The sequence below is a fragment of the Nannocystis exedens genome, from assembly GCF_002343915.1.
In the GTDB taxonomy this organism is placed as follows: Bacteria; Myxococcota_A; Polyangia; order Nannocystales; family Nannocystaceae; genus Nannocystis; species Nannocystis exedens.
The window spans coordinates 10784150-10808960 of record NZ_NETK01000001.1 but is presented as its reverse complement, the minus strand read 5'-3'; the positions used below and the strand labels follow the sequence as shown (position 1 = coordinate 10808960).

The following is a 24811-nucleotide window of genomic DNA, read 5'->3' as shown; positions in this document are numbered from 1 at the left end:
GTCGCGCGGCGAGACGTCGATCACGCCTGCGCCGCGCCCCGCGAACCGGCGCGCGCACCCGCGAGAGGCCGCGTCAGTTCGGCATCTGCCCCGATGTGCCCACCGGCCCCGACGGCGGCCGGCCGCCGCGACGGCGCACCACCGGCCCCGCGTGGTGATGCACCATCTTCCACTCGCCGTCCTCGCGCACGAAGATGTTGGTGGCCACCAGCTCGGTGTCGCCGATCGTCTGGGCGCAGATGACGTAGCCCATGTCCTCGCCGGGGAACGCCTCGGCCGCGCCGTACTCGATCTCCCGCGGCGCCGAGCCGGCGAGGATCGCCTGCCAGCTCTCCATGATCTCCTCGCGCTCGACCAGCGGGGTCCAGCCCGGATGGACGCACGTCACCGGCACCGCGCGAGCCCACACGTCGTCCATCGCGCTCAGGTCGGCGCGAGAGAAGGCCTCGTAGAATCGACGGTTGGCGGCCAGCAGCGCGTCGCTCATCTTCGGCAGATATAGCAGCCGCCGCCGCCGCCGGCTCGCGCGGAACGGTGCTCGTCCTGGTCCGGATCGAGCGGGCGGTCAGCCGCGCGAGTCGGCGAGCCCGGCGCTGCGGGTGAGGCGCGCGCGCGCCTCGATCACGCGCGCGGCCGCGCCCTCCGCGGTGGGGCCGAGCGCCGTCAGGTGGCCCATCTTGCGCCCGACGCGGGCCTCCGACTTGCCGTAGAGGTGCAGCTTGACGTCGGGCAGCGCCAGCGCGGCCGCCCAGTCGGGCGTGCCGCCCTGCCACACGTCGCCGAGCAGGTTGGCCATCGCCGCCGGGCGCAGCAGCGCGGTCGAGCCGAGCGGCAGGCCGCAGACCGCCCGCAGCTGCTGCTCGAACTGACACGTCACGCACGCGTCGATCGTGAGGTGGCCGGAGTTGTGCGGCCGCGGAGCCAGCTCGTTGATCAGCAGCGCGCCGCCGGGCAGGCAGAAGAACTCGACGCACAGCACGCCGACGACGGCGAGCGACTCGAGCAGCCGGCGCGCGATCGCCTGCGCCTCGGCGGCGACCTCGGGCGCGACGCGAGCTGGCGCGAGGGACAGGTCGAGGATCCCGCGCACGTGCTGGTTCTCGATCGGCGCGTACACCTCGGTGTCGCCCGCGTGCCCGCGCACCGCCACCACCGACAGCTCGCAGGCGTAGGGCACCCACGCCTCGACGATCGCCTCGTCGGCCTGCAGCGCCGCCCAGGCGGCCGCCGCCTGCTCCGGGGCCTCGATCTTGACCTGCCCCTTGCCGTCGTAGCCCCACCCCGCCGTCTTCAGCAGCGCCGGCCGGCCGACCTCGGCCATCGCCGCGGCGACCTCGGCGGCCGAGCGGGCGGCGCGGAACGGGGTGACCGGAAAGCCATGTTCTTTGAGATATGTCTTTTCGCGCAGGCGGTGCTGCGTCGTGTGCAGCACCGAGCCGGCCGGGCGCACCGGCGCGACCGCGGCCGCGGCCTCGACCGTGGCCGCCGGCACGTTCTCGAACTCGAACGTGACCACGTCGACCGCCGAGGCGAACGCGCGCACCGCCGCCAGGTCGTCGTAGGGCCCGCGCAGCTCGAGGTCGGCGACCTGGCCGGTCGGCGTGTCGGCGTCGGGCGAGTAGGTGTGGACGCGGTAGCCGAGGCGACGCGCGGCGATCGCGAACATGCGGCCGAGCTGGCCGCTGCCGAGCACGCCGATCGTCGCGCCGGGGAGGATCGGCGCCTTGGGATCACGCATCGGGGAGCACCTCGCTGCGCACGTCTTCCGCGCGCTTCCGCTGGAACTCGCGCAGCGCCTCGGCGAGCGCCGGGCGGACCAGCGCCAGCACCCGGATCGCCTGCAGCGCGGCGTTGTAGGCCCCGGCGGCGCCGATCGCCAGGGTGCCGACCGGCACGCCGCGGGGCATCTGCACGATCGACAGCAGCGAGTCGAGCCCGCCGAGCGCGGCCGTCTGGATCGGCACGCCGAACACCGGCAGGCGCGTCTCCGCGGCCACCATCCCGGGCAAGTGGGCCGCCCCGCCGGCGCCGGCGACGATGACCGCCAGCCCGCGGGCCTCGGCCGAGCGCGCGTACTCGGCCAGCCACTCCGGCGTGCGGTGGGCCGAGACCACGCGGCACTCGTGCGGCACGCCGAATTGCTTCAGCACCGCCGACGCCTCGCGCATCGTCTCCCAGTCGGAGCGGCTGCCCATGATTACACCGACAAGCGGGTTCACACCGACAAGCGGGTTCGCGTCGACGGGGCTCGCCTGCTCGCCAGTCGTCTCGGGGCCGTGCGGGCCTGCGCTCATGGGCGGATTATCCAGATCTGGTGGAACACGACAACAAAAACTCGTGTTAATGCCTCGATGCCGCGAATTCCCGCGTTCCTCGGCGGTTGCCTGGTCTTCCTGCTGGCCAGCGAGGCCGGCGCAGAGCTCGAACCGAAGCGCAAGGGGCTACAGGTCGATGTTGCAGGCGGCCTGTCCTTTTGCATGCCGGGCGGCGCGGCGCGGTGCAAGCGCGTCGACGGCGTCACCGCCCCGCACGCCGGCGGCGTCGTCACCCTCGGCTACCGCTTCCGGCCGTGGCTGCTCGCCGGCCTGTCGTACGAGTTCGGGCTGCTGCGGCCGTCGTACACCGACATCCTCGGCGGCCGCCCGCTCTACGGCCCCGCCCGCCATCAGGGCGTCTTCGGCGTCGTGCGCACCGGCGTCGACGTCGGCCGCGTCGACCTCGGCCTCGAGCTCGGCCTCGGCTACTCGCAGCAGGTCGCGACCTACGTCCACGACGACTTCCGCGGCCAGCGCTTCGGCACGCTCGGGTTCGCGGCCCGCGTCACCCCGCTGGTCGCGATCTACGTCACGCGCCGGATCTACCTCGGCCTGCGCTGGGACGTGACGATGAACTTCCACCGCAGCCCCGCGTGTAGCCCCGGGCGCTGTACGGACCCCGTGCGCGCGCCCGCGTTCGGCCACCATTCGCTGCTGGGCCTGATGTTCGGCGTGACGATCTGAGCGGCCGGGCGGGCGCGAGTTCGCCCGCATCCCACGCACGATCGCCCGTCGCCTTGCGCCTCCGGCGACTGCCTCACAAACAACCCGCATGACCCCTGCCCGCCTCGCCCTCTGCGCTATCGCCGCTACCCTCACCTTCAGCGTGGCCACCGCCGTGGAGGCCGCGGACGTCAAGCGCCGCGGCGGGCAGGCCGAGATGATGGTCGGCGGATCGCTCTGCATCCCGAGCCAGACCGGCTGCAAGTCGACCGACGAGATCGTCGGCCGCACCCTGCCCTCGTTCGGCATGGGCTTCACGCTCGGCTTCCGCCCGATCCGGGCCCTCATGATCGGCGCCGCCTACAACGTCGGCTTCTTCAACGCCGACTACCAGACCGCCGCCACCGACGCCTACCGGGCCTCGTACCAGAACAGCTTCTTCGCGGTGATCCGCGGCATCTTGCCGATCTGGCGCATCGACCTCGGCCTCGAGATCGGCCCCGGCTTCTCGCGCCAGGTGTTCAACGCCCGCGGCGACGTGCTGCCGTTCGACCGCCAGTTCTCGCAGGGCTTCGCCCTCAAGACCGCGCCGTCGATCGACTTCTTCGTCACCCGGCGCTTCTTCATCGGCGGCAAGGTCGACTTCATCTGGAATTTCCACCGCGAGATCTGCACGAAGGAAGGCGGCAGTCGGGCCTGCTTCAAGCGCGACGACAACGATCAGGCCAGCGTGCACCAGATGATCGTCGGCTTCCACCTCGGCACCACCTTCTGAGCCCCGCGGCGCCGCGCCGGCGCCTCGGCCTCCGAGCTCGGCCGCGCGAGGCGGGCACAGTTCGGAGCTTCGAAGCGTCGCGCACGCTCGCCACGCCGCTCGCCGTCCGAGCTCCGCCGCGCGGGTGCCGTCCTGGGTCACTTCGCGGCGGACCGCGGCGGGTCGGGCGCGCTGTTACAGTCCGCAGGCCATGTGGACCCCGCCCGACAAGATCCGCCACGCGATCCCGCCGGCGCGCTGGCCGAGCGCCGAGGAGGCGGCCGCGAGCCGGTGGTTCTCGCCGATCGACGTCGGCCCGTGCCGCCTGCACGCGCGCACCTGGGTGCCGGCGATGGTGCCGTGGCGGGCCTCCGACGACGGCCTCGTCACCCCCGACGTGATCGCCTGGTACGCCCGCTTCGCCGCCGGGGAGCCGGGCGCGCTGGTGGTCGAGGCGACCGGGATCCGCGACGTCCCGAGCGGCCCGCTGCTGCGGATCGGCGGCGACCGCTTCGTCCCCGGCCTGGCCGCGCTGGTCGAGGCCGTGCGCGCGGCCAGCGGGGGGCGCACCCGCCTGTTCATCCAGCTCATCGACTTCCTGGCCGTCAAGCGCCGCCCGCCGCCCGACAAGTTCTTCGCCCGCTTCTTGCGCGTCGACGCCGGCCACCGCCGTCGCCTCGCCGCCGCCCGCGGCGACGACCGCTGGCTCGACGCGCCCGAGCCCGAGCTGCGCGCGCACCTGATGTCCGCCGAGCCAGGTCTCTTGAAACAGGTCCTCACGGACAGGGAGCGCCGCGAGCTCGACTACGGCTACCGCGAGCTGGTCACCGACCTCGACCTGCCGCACGTGCGCGACCTGCCCCGGGTCCTGCCCGAGCTGTTCGCCGCGGCGGCTGCGCGGGCCGAGGCCGCCGGGTTCGACGGCGTCGAGCTGCACTACGCCCACGCTTACACGATGGCGAGCTTCCTCTCGCGCACCAACACGCGCGGCGACGGCTACGGCGAAACCCTCGCGGGCCGGGCCCGCCTGCCGCTCGAGGTGCTCGCGGCCGTGCGCGCGCGCGTCGGCGCCGGCACGGCCGTCGGCTGCCGCATGCTCGGCGACGAGGTCATCGCCGGCGGCAGCGACCTGGCCGACGCGACCCACTTCGCCCGCGCCTTCGCGGGAGCCGGCATGGACTTCGTCAGCGTGTCGAAGGGCGGCAAGTTCGACGACGCCCAGCAGCCGAAGGTCGGCGAGGCCGTGTACCCCTACACCGGGCCGAGCGGCTACGAGTGCATGCCGACGATCCACAGCGACGCGCGCGGCCCGTTCGCCCGCAACGTGCCGCTGGCGGCCGCGATCCGGGCCGCGATCCGGGCCGACGGCCGCACCACCCCGGTGGTCGCGGCCGGCGGGATCCACAGCTTCGACCAGGCCGAGGCGATCCTCGCCGCCGGCCACGCCGACATCGTCGCCGCCGCCCGCCAGAGCCTCGCCGACCCCGACTGGTTCCTCAAGATCCGCCTCGGCCGCGGCGCCGAGGTCCGCCGCTGCAAGTTCACCAACTACTGCGAGGCGCTCGACACCCAGCACAAGCAGGTCACGTGCCAGCTGTGGGACCGCGTCGAGCTCGACGAGCCCGACCTGGCCCGCTCGCACGACGGCCGCCGCCGCCTGGTCGCGCCGCGATGGCGGCGATGACGTGTCGCTGCGGGCATGCTTCCATGGGCATGTTCGAACGGACATGTTCGCAAAGGCATGTCCCACCCGACATGTCCCGAGTCACCCGCGGCGAGCCAGGCGCGTCTCGGTCGGCCCGGGGCCGATCGTGAACAGCTGGAGCGTCAGCTGGCAGCCGTCGGCGCTGACGGCGACCGGGCAGGTGACGAAGCCGGCCACCCGCAGCGACGGGCTGCGCACGACCGTGTGCCAGCCGCCGTCGAGGCTGTCGCGCTCGGCGAACCACACCCCGGCGCGGCCGTCGTTGGGATTGCCCTGGCCGCCGCCGTCGCTGTCGAACGCGCCGAAGAACAGCCGCAGCCCGTCGGGCGCCAGCGCGGGACATGCGAGGACGCCGAAGCCCGGGTCGCTCGGCGACACCTTCACCGGCGGGACGTCGGGGAAGGTCGCGTGGATCTGCGGGTCGCGGGTGATCTGGTAGAAATTGAAGCCGAGCTGGAACTGCCCGAACGGCAGGCCGTCGTCGCGCTGGAACAGCAGCACCGCCCCGTCGGCCGTCGGGTTCGGGTGGCTCTCGTGACCGATCCCGAACGCCTGCGCCCCGCCGGCGGCCGTCGGCGTGCCCCACCCGTCGCCGTCGCGCGGCAGCACGTAGATGTCGCCGCCGGGGCTGTCGAAGAACAGCTCCTGCGTGCCGGCGACGAACGCCGGGCGGTCGGCCTGGTAGCTCGACGTCGGCCAGATCGACATCCCGGCCGGGAACGCGACCGCCGGATCGTCGCGGGCGGAGCGGATCACGTGCCACTCGTTGCCGAGGAACGCCCGCCAGTGCAGCGTCTTCGCGTCGGGCGTCAGCATGGGCGAGCTGCCGGGCGGATCGAGGCTCAGCGTCGAGACGTCCCAGTTGTCGATGCCGAGGTCCCAGCAGCTCGTCGGCTCGCCGGTGGTCGTGTCGGTCGTCCCCGAGGACATGTCCGGAAGGACCCCCGAGGTCGCGGTCGACGTCGTCACCGCCGAGGTGCCGGTGACCTCGGTCGTGCCGGTCGAGCTCGTCGGCACCACCCCCGTGCTCGTGGTCGAGGTCGTGGTGGTCGTGGTCGAGCCGACGGTGCCGCCGTCGGTCTCGACGGAGTCGTAGGCCGGGTTGGGTTTGAGACAGCCGGCGACCAGCGCCGCCACCGCCACCGTACACCGCGCGCGCCGCACTCCTGTTGGCATAGCGGATCGCGGGTCCGGCGTCGACGCCCGCGCAGGGAGGCCGGCCTAACCTGCGTTCGGCGGCGGCCGCCGCTCACGGCACCGCGATCGCGGCCTCGATGAACGCCGGTACGACGTCGCCCTGCAGGTGGACGCGCGCGAACAATTGGTCGGGGTCGAGCCCCGTGGCCGCGAAGTCGAACACGTGGCCGACACCGGGCGTGTAGGGCACCTCGTAGGTGTCGCCGACCGGCAGGTTGTCCTTGATGAAGGTGAGTGTCAGCGGCGCCCGCACGTGGACGGGATCGGCCGCGGCGACCTCGGGATCGAGCAGGCGGAAGCCGCTGATCGGCCACGTCTTCACCAGCTCGTAGGCCGGCGGCGGCCGCACCAGGTCGAGCGTCAGCTCGCCGCCCGCGAGCACCGCCGTCAGCGCGTGCTCCGCGGCGAAGGTGACCTCGAACGGCGCCGTCTCGAGCGCGTAGTCCTCGGTCGCCTGGCCGTCGAACGAACGCCCGGTGATCCGCAGGCGATAGGTCCCCGCGGGCATGTCCGCCGGGACCTGCCAGTCGACGTACCACTTCTGCTGGCGCTCGGCGAGCAGCTTGCCGTTCGGCTCGGGCACCGGCGCGTAGTGGGTCAGCATGTGATAGCGGCTGTTGTCGAGCGCGGCCCCGGCCCAGCCGCTCGGCGACGGCACGTCGACGAAGCCGTTCCCGTCGTCGACCTGGACCGTCACGCGCGGCTCGCCGAGCGAGGGCTCGCCGCCGTTCCAGGCGACCCGCAGCGTCTCGCCGCGCCCGATCCCCATCGGCGGCTCGCTCGTCAGCCCCGGCGCGTCGACGCTCGCCTCGAGCGGCCGCGGCTCGAACGACTTGCCGACCGACAGCGACGGCGAGTCCTCCGACCACACCGGCGAACCGTCGCCGGCGATCAGCGCGTCGACCACCGTCATCTGCCCGTCGACCAGGTACTTGGCGAGCAGCGGCCCCCACAGGCTCATCTCCGACTCGTAGCCGCCTTGCAGCCAGTCGTCGGGCTGCGTCAGGTACAGCAGGTGATCTTGCGAGTAGCCGAACACCATCCCGTCGACCGCGCGCGCCTCGTAGCCGGCGCGGGCGTACTCGATCACCGACGCCGTCGGCTCGCCGGGCAGCGTCAACATGTAGAAGTCGTCGAGGCGCGCCACCGTCAAGTAGGTCTGGTGCACCTCGCCGTGCGGCACCGTCTCGCCGAGCGACTCGAGCAGCCCCTGCAGCGGCATGCAGTTCTTCGGCTTGCCCTCCATGCTGGTCGCGGGGTTGCCGTCGTCGACGTCGCCCTCGGCGCCCTTGCACTGCCAGCCGCCCCACAGGTACGGCCCGCCCTGCGAGTTGCGGAACTCGGGGTAGTCGTCGTAGCCGATCCCGCTGTACGTCAGGTCGATGCGGCGCGAGCGGACCCCGAGCGTCGCCTCGTCGCGCCACTCGATGGCGTCGTAGAGCTCGAGGATCTTCGGCGCCGCCGCGTGGCCGACCCGCTCGATGCGGGCGGGCTCGGGGTGGCCGAGGCCGTCGCCCGCGGGCGACGCGTCGCCGCCGCCCGACTGCGCGAACATGCCGAAGATCGGCTGGCCCTTGGCGGCGAAGAACGCCTCCTCGAACTTCATCTCGAGCCCGCCCGGCGCGTCCTCGGTGAACAGCTCGTTGGGCGAGTCGAACACCGTCCCGTGCATGCCGAAGTTGATGACCGTCGCCATCGGCGTGCCGTCGGGCCGGCGGACCGCCAGCAGCGTCAGGCGGGCGTCCTTGCCGTAGGTCGGGTCGTTCTCGCCGCGGCGGTCGCGGTACACCTCGTCGTCCGGGTCCCAGTCGTCGTTCCACGCCACGCCCCACTGCGCCGGCCCGAGGTCGGCCACCGCCGCCGCGATCACGTCGGCCATCGCCGTCGTCATGCGGTCGATCAGCTCCTCGTCCGGCGAGTCGGCGCCGACGAACCCGAGCGGCGCCGGCAGCCGCCAGTAGCGGGCCAGGTTGTGGTGCGAGTGCGTCGCCGCGGTGATGAGCCGCCCGGTGAGGTCGATGTCGTGCAGCGCCTTGAGCTTCTCGATCGTGCCCTCGGTCAGCGAGTGCTCCGAGCTCATCGTCGGCGTCTTCATCACCACCAGGCGCTCGCCGCCGACCTCGATGACCATCGCCTTGATCGTGCCGAGCCCGTAGAAGCCGGACGCGCCGTTCAGCAGGTGGTTCCACGGGGTGCTGTTGGTGACGGTCCGCCCGCCGAACCCGGCCATGGACGCCCCGACCGGGCCGGTCAGGTAGCCGACCGCCACGCCGGCCCGGACCGGGCCCTGCGGCAGCGGATCGATCTCTTCCGTGGGGTTCCCCGTGGTCCCGTGGGTCGTCGAGGATGTCCCGCCCGATGTGGTCGGCGTCACGTCCGTGGTCGAGCCCGTTTCGGTCGTGGCGTCGGACGTCGACGAGCCGTTCGTGGCCGACGTCTCCGCCGTCGGCCCGGGACAACCCGCCAGCGCGAGGGCCGCGAGCGCCCGTGCCCACGAAAGCTGCTGCTTCATCATCATCGCCGACTATACCGCCGCGTGACCGCAACCGAACCGCGCGGCCAGTCCGGCCCGTGCATGCGAGCTCACGCGCCCACGCGCAGGGGCCTGCACGCAGCCCCTCGCGCGCCGAGGGGCGCGCACGCGGCCCGGCGGTGCGCCGACAAAGCGGCGCCTGCCTTTGCTAGCCTCGGATCCTCGCGTCCGTGGTGACCCCCCTCGCCACTGCCTTCTTCGTCGTCACGTGCTTCGCCGCGCGCGCGTCGGGCCATCCCTCGGCGTGGGTCCAGGAACCTGTCCTCAAGGACAGCGAGCTCGAACCTCCGACCGGGCCGCTCAAGTCGGACGCCGCGGCCGGCGGAGCGCCCGAGCCGGCCGCGATCCCGGCCGCCGCCTTGCCGGCCGGCGCCGTGCCCGAGGGGGCGCGGCCCGAGGGCGGCAAGGCCCCGACCGGGCGGGCGCCGACGCTCCCGCCGCGCGAGCGGGTGCGCTGGAGCTGGCTCACCCACCCGCTGTCGCCCACGCCCAGCCAGTTCCAGGTCCGCAAGGGCAAGAGCCCGCACCGCGTGCTGCCGCTGCCGAGCGTGCGCTCGCAGCCCGGCATCGGCCTCATGCTCGGCGCCAACATCTCCTACGCCTACCGCCGCAAGGAGGGCGACCCCAACCGGATCTACATGATCTTCGAGTCGCGGGTGTCGCTGAAGAAAGTCCAGGACCACAGCTTCTTCATCCGCCTGCGCGATCTCCTGCGCCGCGAGGAGGTGTTCGAGCTCGCCGTGCTCGGCTACGTCGACCCCGTGTTCCCGTACTTCGGGATCGGCAACAACAACAACCTCGAGGGCATCGACCTCCAGGCCCGCTACTACCAGACCCATCTCAACACCGTCGGCGGCTCGCTGACCTACCAGCACCCGCTGTGGCTCTTACCTGCCCGCGGGGACAGGCCGGCCGGCCTGCTGCGCTCGTACGCCGGGCTCGCCTACTACGCCGACCGCGTCAAGCCGTACGACAACTCGCTCCTCTCGGCCGAGCACCCGGCCGCCGACCTCAACGCGCGCCGCGGCCTCATCCGCCTGGGCCTCACCTGGGACCGCCGCGACAACGAGTGGAGCCCCGGCAAGGGCAGCCTGTTCGACGTCATCGTCGACAACGCCGGCCCGTGGACCGGCTCGACCGACGCGTGGGGCCGCTTCTCCGCCAACTTCCGCACCTACTGGACCCTCGGCGTCGACAAGCTGGTGCTGGCCCACCGCCTCAGCTTCGACGCGCTGTGGGGCGACCCCCCGCTGGTCCCGCTCGGCGAGTTCGGCGGCCTCTTGCCGACCGACGGCCTCGGCGGCGCCGCGGCCGGCCGCGGCTGGATGCGTCGCCGTTACATCGGCCGCCTCAAGGCCTTCGGCAGCCTCGAGCTGCGCTTCGAGCCGCTCGAGCTCAAGGTCCGCCGGCACACCCTCGGCATCGGCCTCAAGGGCTTCGTCGACCTCGGCGTGGTCGCCGGGCGCATGCAGGACCTGCCCAAGCACTGGCACGTGTCCGGAGGGACAGGCCTCCAGGTGATCTGGGACCGCTTCGCCGTGCTGCGCCTCGACGCCGGCTTCTCGCGCGAGAGCTTCGGCATCTACTTCATCAACGAGCACGCGTTCTGAGCCGCGCCGCCCGCTTTCCCGGCCTGCCCGGAAGGCGGCCAGGGCGACCCGGAGTTCGGCCAGACCTTCCTCGACGAGGTCGCAAACCCGTTCAGCGCCGACCTCGTCGCCGGCTGCGACGACACCTCCGAGGACCTCACGCAGATCGAGTTCGCCCACGCCGGCGTGACCGTCGCGGTGCCCGAGACGCGCTGGTCCACGCTGACGGCCGAGGGTCACACCTGGCTGCTCGACGTCAAGCAGGCCTCCGCCGCCGGCGCCGACCCCTGGTCGGCCCGGCTCGCGTTCGCCATCGTCCGCCTCGACCCGGCCGCCTCGATGTCCTGAAAAGCATGCCCTATCGGTCATGCCCTATCGGTCATGCCCATCCGAGCATGTCTCATCGACCATGTCTCCTAGCCCACGTCGCGCGCGCGGAACGCCAGTGCGCCCGCGATGGTCAGCCCCGCAGCGGCGAGCCCGAGGACGGCCAGCAGCCGCAGGTCGAGCGCCAACATCGGGTGCGACACCGTGAACGGGTTGAGCCACGGCCGCGTGATCGCGCCCGCCTCCCACAGCGCGACCTGGGCGGTGAACAGCGCCAGCACGCCCCAGGCGAGCGGCCCCGCGGCGCGCGGGAACCGGCCGAACAGCGCGGTCGCCAGGCCGATCATCACCCACGCCGCGGGCACGTGCGTGAGCGCGAGGCCGAGGCACTCCGCGGCGCGCTCCTCGCGGCCGCTCGTCAGCGCGTCCACCGAGCCGGCGCTGAGGCCAGCGGCCAGCGCCAGGATCGGCGGGCCGGCGAGCGCGAGCCCCACGTGACTGCCGAGCCACCTCGTGCGACTCGCCGACGTCGCCAGGATCCACGTCAGGTGACCGCGGGTCTCCTCCGCGCGCCCGCGCAGGACCGCGGCGACCCCGTGCGCGGCGCCGACGAGGGCCACCAGCACGTACAGCATCAACGCGAGGAAGGCGTCGCCCAGCGTCGCGCCTCGCAGCGGCGCCAGCCAGGCGGCCAGAGACGGACTCGCTTCCAGCCCCTCCGCGAAGCCGGCGCCGATGCCCCCGAGCGCCGCCCCGATCAGCGCCAGCGCCAGCGTCGCCAGCAGCAGCGGCCCGCGTTGCAGCCGCCACGCCAGCCCGACCAGGCCGCGCAGCCCCCGCCCGGCCGCGTCCGGACCTGTCCCGAGGGCCAGCAGGCCCGCGCCCAGATCGCGCCGCGCCGCCAGTCCGTAGGCCAGCGCGACCACTCCCACGGTCGCCGCCGCGAACAGCCCGAACACCGCCCAGCGCTCGTCCGCGTAGGCCCGCACCTCACCGGCCCAGCCGAGCGGCGACAGCCATGAGACCCACCCCGGCCCGCCCGCCGCCTCGCCGGCGTTGCCGAGCATGCGCACCGCCCACAGCCCCGCGAACGCGCCGATCGCCAGCTTGCGCGCGCTCGTGGCCGAACTAGCGACCTCGCCGGCCACCGCCGCGAGCCCGGCGAACAGCGCCCCCGCGGCCGCGAGCGTCGCCGCGAACGCGATCGAGCCGGCCACCGGAAACCCGACCACGAGGGCGAGCAACCCCGCCAGCAACGCTGCGGCCGCCACGTCGGCGACGATCACGACCGCGAGCGCGGCCGTCAGCCCCGCGAGTCGGCCCACCGCGCCGGCGCCGACCAGCTCGCGTCGCCCCGCGTCCTCCTCCGCGCGCGTGTGACGGATGACGAACAGCATGCTGCCCAGCGCCGCCGCGAACACCACCTGCAGCAGCGAGCGCCAGGCCACCAGCCCCGCGCCGGTAGCCGCGTGGATCGGCCCGTGGAACGCGACGATCAGCAGGTTGCCTTCGGTCTCGCGCACGAACGCCTGCATCTGCTCGGTCGACGCGAACATGCGCGCGAGCGCGGCGGCGTTGATCGGCGGGAACGCCAGCATGACTGCGATCCAGAGCGCCAGCGCTCCGCGGTCGCGGCGGACGAGCAGGCGGATCAGCGCGCCGGTCCCGGTGAACGCCTGCATCACCGCGCCTCCGCCTGGTAGTGGCGCATGAACAGCTGCTCGAGCGTCGGCGGATGCACCGTGATCGCGCGGATCCCCAGCTCGGCCAGCCGGCGGAACACCGGCTCGATCGCCTCGGCCTCGACCTCGCAGCCGAGCCGCTGGCCCTCGACGCGGACGTCGTGCGCGCCGGGCAGCGCCGCCGGCGGCGTCGTCGCCAGCTCCACCTCCACGCGGGTGCGGGTCAGGTGCCGCAGCGCCGCCAGCGAGCCGGACTCGACGATCCGCCCGGCGCGGATGATGCTGACGTGGTCGCACGTCGCCTCGACCTCCGACAGGATGTGGCTCGACAGCAGCACCGTGCGCCCCGCCGCGCGCGCCTCGATCACGCACTCGCGGAACACCACTTCCATCAACGGGTCGAGGCCGGACGTCGGCTCGTCGAGCAGCAGCAGCGCCACGTCGGCCGCGAACGCGGCCACCAGCGCGACCTTCTGCCGGTTGCCCTTCGAATACGTCCCGGCGCGCCGGCGGGGGTCGAGCTCGAAGCGCTCGATCAGCGCCGCGCGCCGGCGGGGATCGAGGCCGCCGCGCAGGCGCCCGAGCAGGTCGACGATCTCGCCGCCCGTGAGGTCGGGCCACAGCGTCACGTCACCTGGCACATAGGCCAGGTGGCGATGCAGCGCCGGCCCGTCGCGCCACGGGTCGCCGCCGAGCAGACGGGCTTCGCCCGCATCGGCGCCGACGAGGCCGAGCAGCGCGCGGAACGTGGTCGACTTGCCGGCGCCGTTGGGCCCGAGGAAGCCGTGGACCTCGCCGGCGGCGACCGTCAGGTCGAGGCCGTCGAGCGCGCGGGTGCGGCCGTATGTCTTGACCAGGCCGCGGGTGACGATCACCTCGGTCATCGCGTCGCCTTCCTTCCTTTCAAGTCGTCCTGGTACTCGGCCAGCGCGCGGCGTATCTTCACACCTGTCTCCGAGGCCAGGTAGTCGCTCATCGCCGTGTAGACGTCGAGCATCGCCGCGCTGATCACGTGCGCCTGCCCCGGCGCCAGCGGGTCGAGGCCCATCCACCGGGCCAGGTGCGCGTGCAGCACCAGCGTGCCGAGGTGCATCGCCGTCATGGTCGCGGCCCGCTGGCGCGTCACCTCGGCGCCCGCCGGGTAGCGCTCGGGCCAGCTGCGCGTCAGCCACTGCGCCGTCAGCTCGGCCCCGCGGTCGAACAGCGCCCCGACCCCCGGTGAGTCGTCGACCAGCGCGCGCGCCAGGTAGCGGACCACCCGCTCACTGGCCGCGTACATGCTTGCCAGCAGTTCGGCGCTGGCCGCCGCGCCGTCCCCCGCCTGCTCCGCTTGCCGCAGCACCGTGTCGATCACGTGGGCATCGCATGCCTCGCGGATCCCGTCCTTCGATCCGAAGTGATGCTGCACCAGCCCCGCCGACACCTCGGCCCGCCCGGCGATGTCGCGGATCGACGTCCCGTGTACGCCACGCTCGGCGAACAGCTCCAGCGCGGCGTCGCGGATCCGCGCCCGCGTCGTCCGATCGTCGAGCGGCGGGCCTGCAGAAGCCTTGGTTGAACGCATGTATTGGATACTATACGATCGTATTGCGTCGCGCAAGTGTGCCCGCGAACAGCCCTCCCAGCCCGCTCCCGGCGGCCTCCACGAGGTGGCCGGTCCGTGGAGTACATGTCTTTCAGGCCATGTTACCCCGCGGAGGGCAAAGATCCGCGAGGAGCTTCACCCGCGGCGAAGCGTCGCGATGCACGGCGAGGCCCGCCGGGGACTCGTGGGCGGCCTGTCCCGGTTCCGCGACCCTCGCCGCGCATGGAGCCGCGACCGCTCGCGCCGTGCGACGCTCACCGCCGTCTCCGGAGCTCTCGCGCTCCGCGCCGTGCGACGCTCGCCGCGTGTGAGGCGGCCTGTCCCATCGGACAGCCCCCGGAGCCGCAAAAAAAGGCGCGCCCTGCGGCGCGCCTCCTGTCCTGAAGGACCTGTCCAGGCGGACAGCTCAGTCGCCGTCGCCGCCCTCGGGCTCGGCCTTCGCGTCGTCCGCGGCGGGCGCGGGCCCCTTGGCCTTCATGTCGATCGGCGGGTGGCCGGCCGGCATCTCGCTCGGGTTGACCACGGGCGGGCGCTTCGGGCCGCGCGGGTCGGGGCCGAGCAGCTCCTCCATCTTGTTCTGGACCTTGTACTTGGCCAGCAGCGCGTCCTTCAGCTCGCGGCGGCCCTGGTGGAGCTTGCGCTGGCTGAGGCGCTCCTTGATCTGGTCGGCGAGCGCCTCCTTGGGCAGGTCGCCGGGCGGGTACTTGGCGAGGATCTTGATGATGTGGATCCCGAACTTGGTCTCGACGGGCTTCGAGATCTCGCCGGGCTTGAGCTTGAACGCCGCGACGCTGAACTCTTCGACCATGCGGTCTTTGGTGAAGATCCCGAGGTCACCGCCCTTGTCGGCGCTGGGACCGACCGAGTTCTCCTTGGCCAGCTGCGCGAAGTCGGCCCCGGGCGCGGTGGCCTTCTTGTGCAGCTCCTCGGCCTTGGCCATCGCCTCCTTGCGCCACTTGTCCTTCTCCTCCTGCGACGGCTCGGGCGGCTTCTCGCCCATCGGCGTCGGCTGCTCCTGCGGGCCGATCGGGATCAGGATGTGCGCGGCGTGGATCCGCTCGCCCTCCGACTTGTAGTTGGGCTTGATCTTCTCGTACTCCTCGTCGACCTCGGCGTCGGTGACGGTCAGCTTGCCGTCCTTCTCGAGGAACTGCTGCTCGAGGATCTCGGCCACGTACATGTCGCGGAGGCTCTGCTCGGTCTCACCGCGGCGCTGCAGGTGCTTGTCCCAGTCCTTGATGCCTTGCTTCTGCTGCGTCTCGCGCTCGGCCAGCTTGGCGGCGTCGACCTCGATGCCGCGGGCCTTGGCCTCCTGGCGCAGGATCTCGTTGTAGACCAGGCGCTCGGTGATCGACTTGCGATAGCGCCGGTCGGCCGACGGCGGGATCTCGCGGCCCCGGTCGGTGTACTTCTTCACCTTGAGGTCGTAGATGTCCTTGAACTGCGCCAGCGGGATCGCGACGTCGTTGACCGTGGCGACGACTTCGGGGAGCGCCGGCAGGCCCTCGCCCGCGGCCGCCTTCGTAGGCTGCTCCGGGGCGGCCTTCTCGTCGGTCTTCTGCGGCGTGGGCGTGCTCGGCGAGCAGCCGACCGCGAGGGCGAGACAAAGTCCGAGGGACACGCGAGGGACGAAGCGAAGCATTCTGTTCTCCTGGCCGACGCGAAGCGGGCGGTGCCCGTGCGGACCGGTCGTCGCATTCGCGCGGCGACCGCAGGGCGTCGGCGGCGCGAGATTGTAAGCCGGAGCGAGCGTCCGATCCAAGCGGCGACAACCGCGGCGGCCCACCCCGACCGCCCGGGTCGGGCCCGGAGCCCCGCGTGAGCCTCCCCCGGGGCGCCTGCGGGGATTTTGGCGTAGCATCCCGCGCCCATGACCCGCCTGGTCCAGATCCGCGGCACGAGGAAGGCGCCGGAGCCGCCCGCGCCCGCGCCCGAGCTGCCCGCCGCGTCGGAGCTGCCCAGAATCGCCGGGCCGCGCGTCTACGTCGAGACGCTCGGCTGCCAGATGAACGAGGCCGACTCGGCCCTCATCGTCGGCCAGCTGGCGGCCCGCGGCTACGTGCGCGTGCCCGATCCGGCGGCCGCCGACGTGATCCTGCTCAACACGTGCGCCGTGCGGGAAAAGGCCGAGGAGCGGGTCTACGGGCGCACCAGCCAGCTCCTGCGGCACCGGAAGGACAACCCCGATCTGGTGTTCGGCATCACCGGGTGCATGGCCGAGCACCTGCGCGACAAGGTGCAGAAGCAGGCGCCGCACATCGGCCTCGTCGCCGGTCCCGACAGCTACCGTCGGATCGGCGTCCTGGTCGACCGCGCGCGCGCCGGGGAGCGCGTCGTCGACGTCGCGCTCGACCGCGAGGAGACCTACGAGGGCCTCGACGGCGTGCCCGACGACGACGGCGTCAGCGGCCAGGTCACGATCCAGCGCGGTTGCGACAAGTTCTGCACGTTCTGCGTCGTCCCGTACACCCGCGGGCGCGAGCGTGGCGTGGCCCCGCGCGAGGTCCTGCGGCAGGCGCGGCAGCTGGCCGAGCGCGGCTACAAAGAGATCGTCCTGCTCGGCCAGACCGTGAACTCGTACGTCTGGGAGGACGCCAGCTTCGCCGATCTGCTGCGCGCGCTGGCGGCGATCGACGGCGTCGAGCGGATCCGCTTCACCAGCCCCTACCCGGTCGACTTCGACGAGCGGCTCATCGCCACCATGGCCGAGCTCGAGAAGGTCTGCCCGTACATCCACCTGCCTGCGCAGTCGGGCTCCGATCGCATGCTGACGGCGATGAAGCGCGGCTACTCGCGCGGCGAGTTCGTCGACCTGGTCGGCCGCCTGCGCGCCGCGCTCCCCGACCTCGCGCTGTCGACCGACCTCATGGTCGGCTTCTGCGGCGAGACCGAGGACGACCACGCCGAGACGCTGTCGCTGATGCGCGAGGTCCGGTTCGACTCGGCGTTCATGTTCCGCTACAGCGACCGCGGGATCACCTACGCCGCCCGCAAGCTGCAGGACGACGTGCCCGACGAGGTCAAGGGCCGCCGCCTGCAGGAGGTCATCGAGCTGCAGGAGCAGCACACCCGCGCGTCGCACCACAGCCGCGTCGGCAAGCGCGAGCGCGTGCTCATCAGCGGGCTGTCGCACCGCGGCGACCGGGTGCTCGGGCGCACGCCGCGGTTCCAGAGCGTGCTCCTGCCCCTCGGGACAGGTTCTCCGGGACAGACGGTCGAGGTCGAGATCACCGCGACCACCGGCCACTCGCTGATCGCCGGCTGAGCGGCGGACGACCAGCGCCGCCGCGCGGTCACCCGGGCTCGGTGGCCGTGGCCGCCGGCGCCGACGCGCGAGCCAGCAGCGCCTCCTGCCGCCGCCGGCTCAAGTACAAGAAATTCGCCGGCAAGCCGAAGCGCAGCGGCGCCTGCGTCGCGGGCGAGTCCTTGGCCGGAAAGCGCTCCGCCAGCGCGGCGGCCGCTCGCACGAGCGCGCGGTCGATCGCGCTCAGGTCGTACTCGGGGCCGAGCTGCAGCTTGGCACGGACCGCCGCCGGCACGATCGACACCGCCGCGCGCGCCATGGCCCGGTAGAAGAACCCGAGCCCCCGGGCCTGCCCCTTCCCCGTCTTCACGATGGTGAGGAACTCGTCGACGATCGGGTGCGCTTCGAACCGGGGCGCCAGCCGGTGCATCATCGCCTCGAAGTCCGCCTCGCTCGCGAGGACGTTCTGGACCCCGTAGAGGCGCGCGACCGGCCCGCTTTCGGCGAAGTAGCGGCGCCGGTCGGCGGCCGACACCGGCGCGACGAACCGGTCGTATGCGGTGAGAAACCCGTACACCGCGGTCGCGCTGACCCAATCGAGCAACTCCGGATCGAGGGCGCGGTACGGCTCGCCGGCCGGCGTCGAGCCGGTCACCTTCGCGTGCAGCTTGTTGACGCCGGCGATCACCCGCCTCGCCGCGCTCTGCGGCCCGTACGCGCCGACCATCGCCGCGATCGCGGTCCGCCGCGAGCGGCCGACCGGGTCGGCCTTGTACGTCGAGTGATCCCACACGCCGCTGCGGATCCGCGGATCCGCGAACTCCAGCAGCACCGCCGCCACGCCGCCGATCCCGAGCGCCACGGGATTTTTGTAGATGCGCCAGTGCACCGAGTCCGGACCGACGAAGCCGGGCTCGCCCCGTGGATTTGCGTAGTCGATCCGCCACCCCATGTAATTTGTCTGCGAACCACTGGAGTCCATGCCGCGCCTCCCGGGCAGCGATCGTATGACGGTTCGTCGGGCCCCCGGCAACCCGCCCCACGAAGCGGCCCGTCTGCCGCGCCAGCCATCGTGACAGCCGCGCGCTCGAAGATATCGACTCGAATCCGGCTCTCCTGTCGCTTCCGGGCCCCACGTCGCGGCCGCCCGCGGCGTGTGGTCGGCCACCGCCGTCGGCGGCTTCGACGGCACGCGCCCTCGCTCGGCCCGCCAGGATCCCAACGCCATGCTCGTAAAGACATGTCCTATCAAACATGTCCATACGGGAATCCCGCTCCGCGAGCCGGCGACCCAACGCGAGAGGGCCCGCGCCGGGTGGCGACGGGCCCTCGGGTCACGCCGCGGCGCGGCGGCTCAGAAGTTGAAGCCGAAGCCGAAGCCCTGCATGCCGCGGCTGAGGATCGGGCCGCCGCGGACGTTCTGGATCCGCGACACCGACTTGAGGCTCTTCTCGGTCTTGATGTAGTCCTTCGCGTCGGTGCGGTCCTGGTAGATGATGACGGCGAGGACGCCGGCGAGCAGGACGGTGGTGAGGAGGGCGACGTCGCCGCCGATCAGGCGGTTGCGCATCGTGTTGCCCTTGTCGGCCACGTCGGAGGCCATGACGGTGTACTCGTCGGACTGCAGCGGGTCGGTCTTGTCGAGGCCCGAGTTGTTGAGGTCGTCGAGCGCCGACTTGTAGGGCCCGCGGGCGGCGAGGCCGAGCGAGTAGAAGATGCCGGTGGTGAGCAGCGCGCCGGCGGTGAGGCCGAGGGCCACCCACGCGCGGGTCTGGAAGTAGCCGAAGATCGGCCCGCGCTTGCACACCGGGCGCAGGTCCTTCGGGTCGTCCTTGTTGACGCGCGGCTTCGGCGGGCCGGTGCGGCAGAACTCCTTGAAGTCCTTCTTGAGGTCGACCTTGACGTTGCTGGTGTCGATGAGCTCGCCCTGGCCGGCCGCGACCTTGCCGACGGCGTCGTCGATGGCCGCCTTCTCGGCCGCCAGCTCCTCGGGCGTCTTGGCCGGCTCGTCGAGCTCGGCCAGGATCTTCTGCTCCTCGGGCGTGGCCGGGGCCGGCGGCGTGCGGTAGTTGTTCAGCGAGGCGACCATCGCCCGCGGCAGCGCGAGCGGGAGGATCAGGTCGTCGGGGTTGATCGACGGCGTGAACTCCTTGACCTTGGCCTTCTTGGCGACGTCGTAGATGACGATCGTGCTCGGCGCGTTCGGGCCGCCGACGGTGCCGTAGATCAGGTAGTCGTAGACGGTGCCGGACTTGGCGGCGCCCTTGTTGAGCCACTCGATGACCTTGCCGACGCACGCGTCGGCCCCGCCCTTGCACTTGACCTTGCCGGCCGCGCCGTCGATGTCGAGCGCGACGCCCTTGACGTTGTACCCGGCGGCGCTCATGTCGGTGAGGATCTGCGAGCGCAGCGCCTCGGCCGCCGCCGCGTCGCCGCTGAGGCGAAACAGACCGATGGTGTTGCCGGTCGAAGCAGGGGCCGGCGCCGCGGCGAACATGCCGAAGGACGCCGGCGAAGACGCAGCCGCGGGCAACGGCGAGAAGGCGAGCGCCGCACAGAGGACGCCGGTGAAGGCGCGGAGGAGCGGCGACGGGCGAGACGACGTGATGGCTGCGGTCATGTGCGGGTCTGGGAAGCGCGGGGATGATAGCGGTCTGATTTTGGCCTGAGAAGCCCCAGGATCATGGCCGAGGCCCAGGGGTAGCAGAATCCGACGCGGAACGGACCCGCGGGAGCAGCACCAGCCCTGCGAGGGTGATCAGGACCCCGAACCCGAGGGCGATCCACATGGTCCGGTTGGACTGCGCCGCCAGGGCCTGACTGCCCGCCACGACCACGATCACGGCGGCCAGCAGGTGCTCGGCGATCGCGGGCCAGCGCCGCCCCCCGGCACCGCCAGCGCGAGCCCCGTGCCGGCCATCCACGCCATCGCCGCGGCCGGCGCGAGCAGGGCCGCCGCCCCCGCCGACATGCGCGACAGCACGAGCAGCGCCGCCGGGACGATCACCGCGAGGAGGGCACCGTGGGCCGCCAGCACCGGCCTGCGCGGCGCGAGCGCAGATCCCGCGAACCGCACCACCGGGCCGAGCAACGCCGCCAGCAGGCCGACCAGCAGCGCCACGGCGGAGGCGGCGACGACCCCCTCGGCGACGTCGATGCCAAGCCCGCTGCTGCGGTGGAGCCCCTCCCCCAGCCCGGCGATCACCCCCGCCAGCGGCAACGCCTGCGCCGGACCTGTCGGCGGCGTCAGCACCGGCGTCCACCACGTCGAGGCCGCCAGGCTGCACGCCAGCCCCGCCGTGCCGGCGACCAGCGGCAAGGCCCGCGCGACCAGGCCGCGCCAGCCGCCCCTCTCCGCCCGCGCCGGCCCGGCCGCGATCGCGGCGTGACCTGACCCGAGGGCCAGGAGCGCGACCCACGGCGCCAGCGCCCAGGGCGCCTCCCAGGCGGCCGGGCGGGCCCAGGCCTCGACCTGTACCGAGAGACCTGGCACGAGGAGCAGGATCGAAAGGACAGCCGCGATCGCGGCGACCGCCCCGCCCCAGCGCGACAGCCCGGCCGCGGCCCGCCCGCGCGGCCCGCAGGCGGCCAGGAACACCAGCCCGAGCGCGATCCAGGCCCACGCCCGCAGCTCGCCGGTCACCCGCTCGCGCGGCCACCCGAGCGCGCGCCCCAGCGACAGCCGCGGCTGGCCCAGCACCTCGGTGTAGCCGGTCCAGCGCCCGGTCAGCCCGAGCCCGGCGCTGGCCTCGGAGCTGTACTTGTCGGGGCACATGCGCTCCATCACCGCGTCGGGCTTGCGCGGCCGCGGGTCGTTGGGCGCGCCGGGGCACACGAACTCGACCCGCGAGGCGCGCCCGACCCCGCCCGAGGTCACGTGGAGGCGCGGCTCGGTCGGCGCCTCGGACGGGCGGTCGAGCCGCTCGCGCGCCTCGGGCAGATCTTCGGCGACCACCGTCGCCTCGGCGAACGCCTTGTGCGCGCGCGCCGGGCCGTGCTCGGCGTACTGCAGCTCGGCGATCTTGTGCAGGTCACGGGTCAGCGCCTCGGCCAGCGCCGCCGGTCCGTAGCCCTTGCTGCCGTCGGGCTCGACGTAGTCGTTGATCGGCAGGTCGAACGGCCCGTAGCCGTCGATCACGATCGCGGTGGTCTGGAACGGGTGGATGCCGAGGATCGGCCCGCCCCACGTCTCGCCGCGCGCGTGGGCCCCCGCGGCCTCGAAGCGGGCCCCGCCGGCCCCGGCCGCGAATGTCCCGAAGACCAGGGCGCAAAGGACAAGTCCTTGTGACCATGTCCTTCGGAGCAGGGGCCAAACCAGCGGCAAGACCAGGGCCGCGAGCAGGGCCGGCGCGGCCGCCCACAGCGCCGCCGGATAGGCGACCACGACCCCCGCGATCGCCCGCGCGGCGACGGTGGCGAGCGGGATCGCCGGGGCCAGGATCAGGGCCGCCAGCGCGATCCGGCGCGCTCTCGGCAGCGCGGCGACCACGGCCGGATCGGGGGCTCCCGGGCCGCGGCGCGCGACCAGCACGAGCGCGCCGAGGCCGGCCAGGACGGCCGGGACGACGCCCCACGTCAGCGGCACCGACAGGCCCGCGGCCAAACCGACCCCTGCGGCGACCGCGACGCCGCCGAGGTCGGCCACGACCGGCGGAGGCCCGGGCGAGGGCGGCACGATCTCGGAGGCGGCAGGGCCCGCGGACACGCGGCTCTTTTACCAGAGCGGCGCGGCGAGGCGGCGCAGATCGGCTAACCTCCCCGCCGATGTCCTCTCCCGCGATCACCGGGCCGCTCCCCCTCCTGCCCCTGCGCGGCGCCATCATCCTCCCCGGCGCGACCCAGCCGGTCGACCTCGGACGCAGCTCGCCGGCCATGCAGGCGGTGCGCGCGGCGCAGGACCGGGCGCGGGGCGGCGCGGGGCGCGTCATCGCCGTGCTCCTGCGCGACACCTCCGCCGCCACGCCCGACCTCGATCAACTCTACCCCGTCGCCATCGCCTGCGAGGTCGTGCAGGTGCTGGCGGGCACCCCCGGCCGCACCTCGGTGACGCTGCGCGGGCTCAGCCGCGTGCGCCTGCACGACATCTACCCCGAGCGCGACTACCAGATCGCCGAGTTCGACGCGGCCGCCGAGATCGTCCACGAGCCGACCCTCGCCTACGCGCTGGCCGGGGCGCTGCAGGACCTCGTCAAGCAGCACGACGGCCTCCAGCCGACGGCCGCGAAGTCGAAGGCGCGGGCGCAGGCGCAGGCGACGATCCTCGCCGAGCGCTCGCCGAGCCTGATCGCCGACCTCGCGGCCGCGCACGTCGAGCTCGACGGCGACGAGCGGCTCGCGGTCCAGCAGGAGGTCGACGTGGTCGCCCGCCTGCGCAAGGTCATCGAGCTCATCAGCCACCGCACCAACGTCCTGCAGGTCAAGCGCGACCTCGATCGCTACGTCCGCGAGCACCTGTCGAAGCACGAGCACGACGCGCTGCTGCGCCACAAGCTCAAGGCGATCCAGCACGAGCTCGGCGAGTCGGAGGGCGAGGCCGAGGAGCGCGCGCTGCAGGACCTCGAGCGCCGGCTGCAGGCCGCCGAGCTGCCGCCCGACGTGCGCGCAGCGGCCGACCGCGAGCTCGGGCGGCTGCGGCGGATGAACCCGCAGAGCAGCGAGGCGACCACCTGCCGCACCTGGCTCGAGTGGATCGCCGACCTGCCGTGGAGCCCGGCGGCGACGACGGCCGACAAGCTCGACATGGGCGCCGCGCGGACCCTGCTCGAGGACAAGCACTACGGCCTCCAGAAGGTCAAAAAGCGCGTCCTCGAGTACCTGTGCGTGCGCAAGCTGGCGCCCGACAAGCGCGGCCCGATCCTCTGCCTCGTCGGCCCGCCGGGCGTCGGCAAGACCTCGCTGGGCCGCAGCATCGCCGACGCGCTGGGGCGCCGCTACGTCCGGATCTCGCTCGGCGGCATCCGCGACGACGCCGAGATCCGCGGCCACCGGCGCACGTACATCGGCGCGCTGCCCGGGCGGTTCATCCAGGCGATGAAGCGCGCCGGCACCCGCAACCCGGTCATCGTCCTCGACGAGATCGACAAGCTGGTCGGCGCCAACCTGCGCGGCGACCCGGCCTCGGCGCTGCTCGAGGCCCTCGACCCCGAGCAGAACACCGCCTTCCACGACCACTACCTCGGGGTCGACTACGACCTGTCGAAGGTCATCTTCCTCTGCACCGCCAACGACCTCGGCACGATCCCCGGCGTGCTGCGCGACCGGCTCGAGATCATCCAGCTCACCGGCTACACGATCGAGGAGAAGCTCGAGATCGCCAAGCGCCACCTGCTGCCGAAGCAGCGCCAGGAGAACGGCCTGTCGGAGGTCGCGGTCGAGGTCCCCGACGAGGTGCTGCTGGCGCTGGCGACCCAGTACACGCGCGAGTCCGGGGTCCGCAACCTCGAGCGCGAGCTGGCCTCGCTGCTGCGCGACGTCGCCATGCAGATCGCCGAGGGCAAGCAGCCGAGCCTGGTCGTCGGGCCCGACGAGGCGCTGCGGATCCTCGGGCCGCCGCGCTACTACGACGAGCTCGCGGCCAAGGAGCCGTCGCCCGGCCTCGTCACCGGCCTCGGCTGGACGCCGACCGGCGGGACGATCCTGTTCGTCGAGGCCACCCTGACCCGAGGGACAGGTCACCTGCGGCTGACCGGCAAGCTCGGCGAGGTGATGAAGGAGTCGGCCCAGGCCGCGCTCATCCTGGTGCGCAGCCGCGGCGCGGAGCTCGGGGCCGACGCCGCCGTGGTCCGCGACCTGATGAAGCACTACGACGTGCACATCCACTTCCCCGCCGGCGCCGTGCCCAAGGACGGCCCCTCGGCGGGCATCGCCATCTCGACCGCGCTGGTGTCGCTGTTCTCGCGCCGGCCCGCGCGCGTCGACGTGGCCATGACCGGCGAGATCACGCTGCGCGGCCAGGTGCTGCCGGTCGGCGGGATCCGCGAGAAGGTCCTCGCCGCCCACCGCGCCGGCATCCGCGACATCATCCTGCCCGACCGCAACCGCAAGGACGAGCCCGAGATCCCCGAGGCCGCCCGCGCCGACATGCGCCTCCATTACGTGAAACACATCCGCGAGGTCCTCGACGCGGTCCTGCTGCCGAGCGAGGACGCCGAGGCCGCCGAGTAGCGGCGCGCCGGCGTCGATGAGCGTTCGGGCATGTCCTCGAGGGCATGCTCGAA

19 protein-coding genes are annotated in these 24811 nt (G+C 73.0%); 7 read left to right on the top strand and 12 right to left on the bottom strand.

Annotated elements, in window-relative coordinates:
- Positions 1-73: 73 nt before the first annotated feature.
- From NAEX_RS42080 to purE, 3 genes are all read right to left on the bottom strand, one after another.
- A complete protein-coding gene (locus NAEX_RS42080; RefSeq protein ID WP_096333102.1) occupies positions 74-487 on the bottom strand; it encodes a nuclear transport factor 2 family protein in 414 nt (137 codons plus the stop codon).
- 78 nt (positions 488-565) lie between these two features.
- On the bottom strand, positions 566-1738 hold the full coding sequence (locus tag NAEX_RS42075) for a 5-(carboxyamino)imidazole ribonucleotide synthase (RefSeq protein ID WP_096333101.1): 1173 nt from the start codon (positions 1736-1738) through the stop codon (positions 566-568).
- Positions 1731-2195 (bottom strand): 5-(carboxyamino)imidazole ribonucleotide mutase, encoded by a 465-nt coding sequence (gene purE / locus NAEX_RS42070; RefSeq protein ID WP_211302562.1) that lies wholly within the window; start codon positions 2193-2195, stop codon positions 1731-1733. The genes NAEX_RS42075 and purE overlap by 8 nt, the downstream gene beginning before the upstream one ends.
- Positions 2196-2351: 156 nt before the next feature.
- Here purE and NAEX_RS42065 point away from each other — a divergent pair, with 156 nt between their 5' ends.
- From NAEX_RS42065 to NAEX_RS42055, 3 genes are all read left to right on the top strand, one after another.
- Positions 2352-2999: a hypothetical protein gene (locus tag NAEX_RS42065; protein ID WP_100793031.1), complete on the top strand. Its 648-nt coding sequence runs from the start codon at positions 2352-2354 to the stop codon at positions 2997-2999.
- Between the two features lie 142 nt (positions 3000-3141).
- Positions 3142-3753, top strand: a complete 612-nt coding sequence (locus tag NAEX_RS42060) for a hypothetical protein (protein WP_096333098.1) — start codon at positions 3142-3144, stop codon at positions 3751-3753.
- Between the two features lie 190 nt (positions 3754-3943).
- Complete coding sequence (locus tag NAEX_RS42055; RefSeq protein ID WP_096333097.1) at positions 3944-5416, top strand: oxidoreductase; 1473 nt, start codon at positions 3944-3946, stop codon at positions 5414-5416.
- A gap of 81 nt (positions 5417-5497) precedes the next feature.
- Here NAEX_RS42055 and NAEX_RS42050 read toward each other — a convergent pair whose 3' ends face one another.
- Positions 5498-6601: a hypothetical protein gene (locus NAEX_RS42050; protein ID WP_143140653.1), complete on the bottom strand. Its 1104-nt coding sequence runs from the start codon at positions 6599-6601 to the stop codon at positions 5498-5500.
- Between the two features lie 85 nt (positions 6602-6686).
- Positions 6687-9146, bottom strand: coding sequence for a hypothetical protein (locus NAEX_RS42040; RefSeq protein WP_143140654.1), 2460 nt, complete (start codon positions 9144-9146; stop codon positions 6687-6689).
- 191 nt (positions 9147-9337) lie between these two features.
- Here NAEX_RS42040 and NAEX_RS42030 point away from each other — a divergent pair, with 191 nt between their 5' ends.
- Together NAEX_RS42030 and NAEX_RS51600 are read left to right on the top strand one after the other, a co-directional pair.
- Positions 9338-10777 carry a BamA/TamA family outer membrane protein gene (locus tag NAEX_RS42030; RefSeq protein ID WP_096333092.1) on the top strand — a complete coding sequence of 480 codons (1440 nt, stop codon included), beginning with the start codon at positions 9338-9340 and terminating at the stop codon, positions 10775-10777.
- A gap of 165 nt (positions 10778-10942) precedes the next feature.
- A complete protein-coding gene (locus tag NAEX_RS51600; RefSeq protein WP_170136473.1) occupies positions 10943-11104 on the top strand; it encodes a hypothetical protein in 162 nt (53 codons plus the stop codon).
- A gap of 68 nt (positions 11105-11172) precedes the next feature.
- Here the strand turns inward: NAEX_RS51600 and NAEX_RS42025 are convergent, their stop codons facing one another.
- The 4 genes from NAEX_RS42025 to NAEX_RS49035 form a co-directional block, all read right to left on the bottom strand.
- Complete coding sequence (locus NAEX_RS42025) at positions 11173-12768, bottom strand: ABC transporter permease (RefSeq protein WP_096333091.1); 1596 nt, start codon at positions 12766-12768, stop codon at positions 11173-11175.
- Positions 12765-13649 (bottom strand): ABC transporter ATP-binding protein, encoded by an 885-nt coding sequence (locus NAEX_RS42020; protein ID WP_096333090.1) that lies wholly within the window; start codon positions 13647-13649, stop codon positions 12765-12767. The genes NAEX_RS42025 and NAEX_RS42020 overlap by 4 nt, the downstream gene beginning before the upstream one ends.
- A complete protein-coding gene (locus NAEX_RS42015) occupies positions 13646-14329 on the bottom strand; it encodes a TetR/AcrR family transcriptional regulator (RefSeq protein ID WP_096333089.1) in 684 nt (227 codons plus the stop codon). Before NAEX_RS42015 ends, NAEX_RS42020 begins: the two co-directional genes overlap by 4 nt.
- A 427-nt stretch (positions 14330-14756) precedes the next feature.
- The gene (locus tag NAEX_RS49035; protein WP_170136472.1) at positions 14757-15971 is read right to left on the bottom strand and encodes a peptidylprolyl isomerase; all 1215 of its coding nucleotides are present in this window, start codon (positions 15969-15971) and stop codon (positions 14757-14759) included.
- A 249-nt stretch (positions 15972-16220) separates the two neighbouring features.
- Here NAEX_RS49035 and miaB point away from each other — a divergent pair, with 249 nt between their 5' ends.
- Positions 16221-17615 (top strand): tRNA (N6-isopentenyl adenosine(37)-C2)-methylthiotransferase MiaB, encoded by a 1395-nt coding sequence (miaB, locus tag NAEX_RS42005; RefSeq protein WP_096333088.1) that lies wholly within the window; start codon positions 16221-16223, stop codon positions 17613-17615.
- A gap of 28 nt (positions 17616-17643) precedes the next feature.
- On the opposite strand, the gene NAEX_RS42000 is transcribed toward miaB, so the two are convergent.
- The 3 genes from NAEX_RS42000 to NAEX_RS49030 all read right to left on the bottom strand — a co-directional run bounded on the left by NAEX_RS42000 (position 17644) and on the right by NAEX_RS49030 (position 22299).
- Positions 17644-18576, bottom strand: a complete 933-nt coding sequence (locus NAEX_RS42000) for an oxygenase MpaB family protein (protein ID WP_096333087.1) — start codon at positions 18574-18576, stop codon at positions 17644-17646.
- 372 nt (positions 18577-18948) lie between these two features.
- Positions 18949-20214, bottom strand: coding sequence for a hypothetical protein (locus NAEX_RS41995; RefSeq protein ID WP_143140655.1), 1266 nt, complete (start codon positions 20212-20214; stop codon positions 18949-18951).
- A 219-nt stretch (positions 20215-20433) separates the two neighbouring features.
- The gene (locus NAEX_RS49030) at positions 20434-22299 is read right to left on the bottom strand and encodes a hypothetical protein (protein ID WP_170136471.1); all 1866 of its coding nucleotides are present in this window, start codon (positions 22297-22299) and stop codon (positions 20434-20436) included.
- 59 nt (positions 22300-22358) lie between these two features.
- On the opposite strand from NAEX_RS49030, the gene lon reads away from it, so the two are divergent.
- Complete coding sequence (gene lon / locus NAEX_RS41990; protein ID WP_170136470.1) at positions 22359-24758, top strand: endopeptidase La; 2400 nt, start codon at positions 22359-22361, stop codon at positions 24756-24758.
- The last annotated feature ends 53 nt before the right edge of the window (positions 24759-24811 follow it).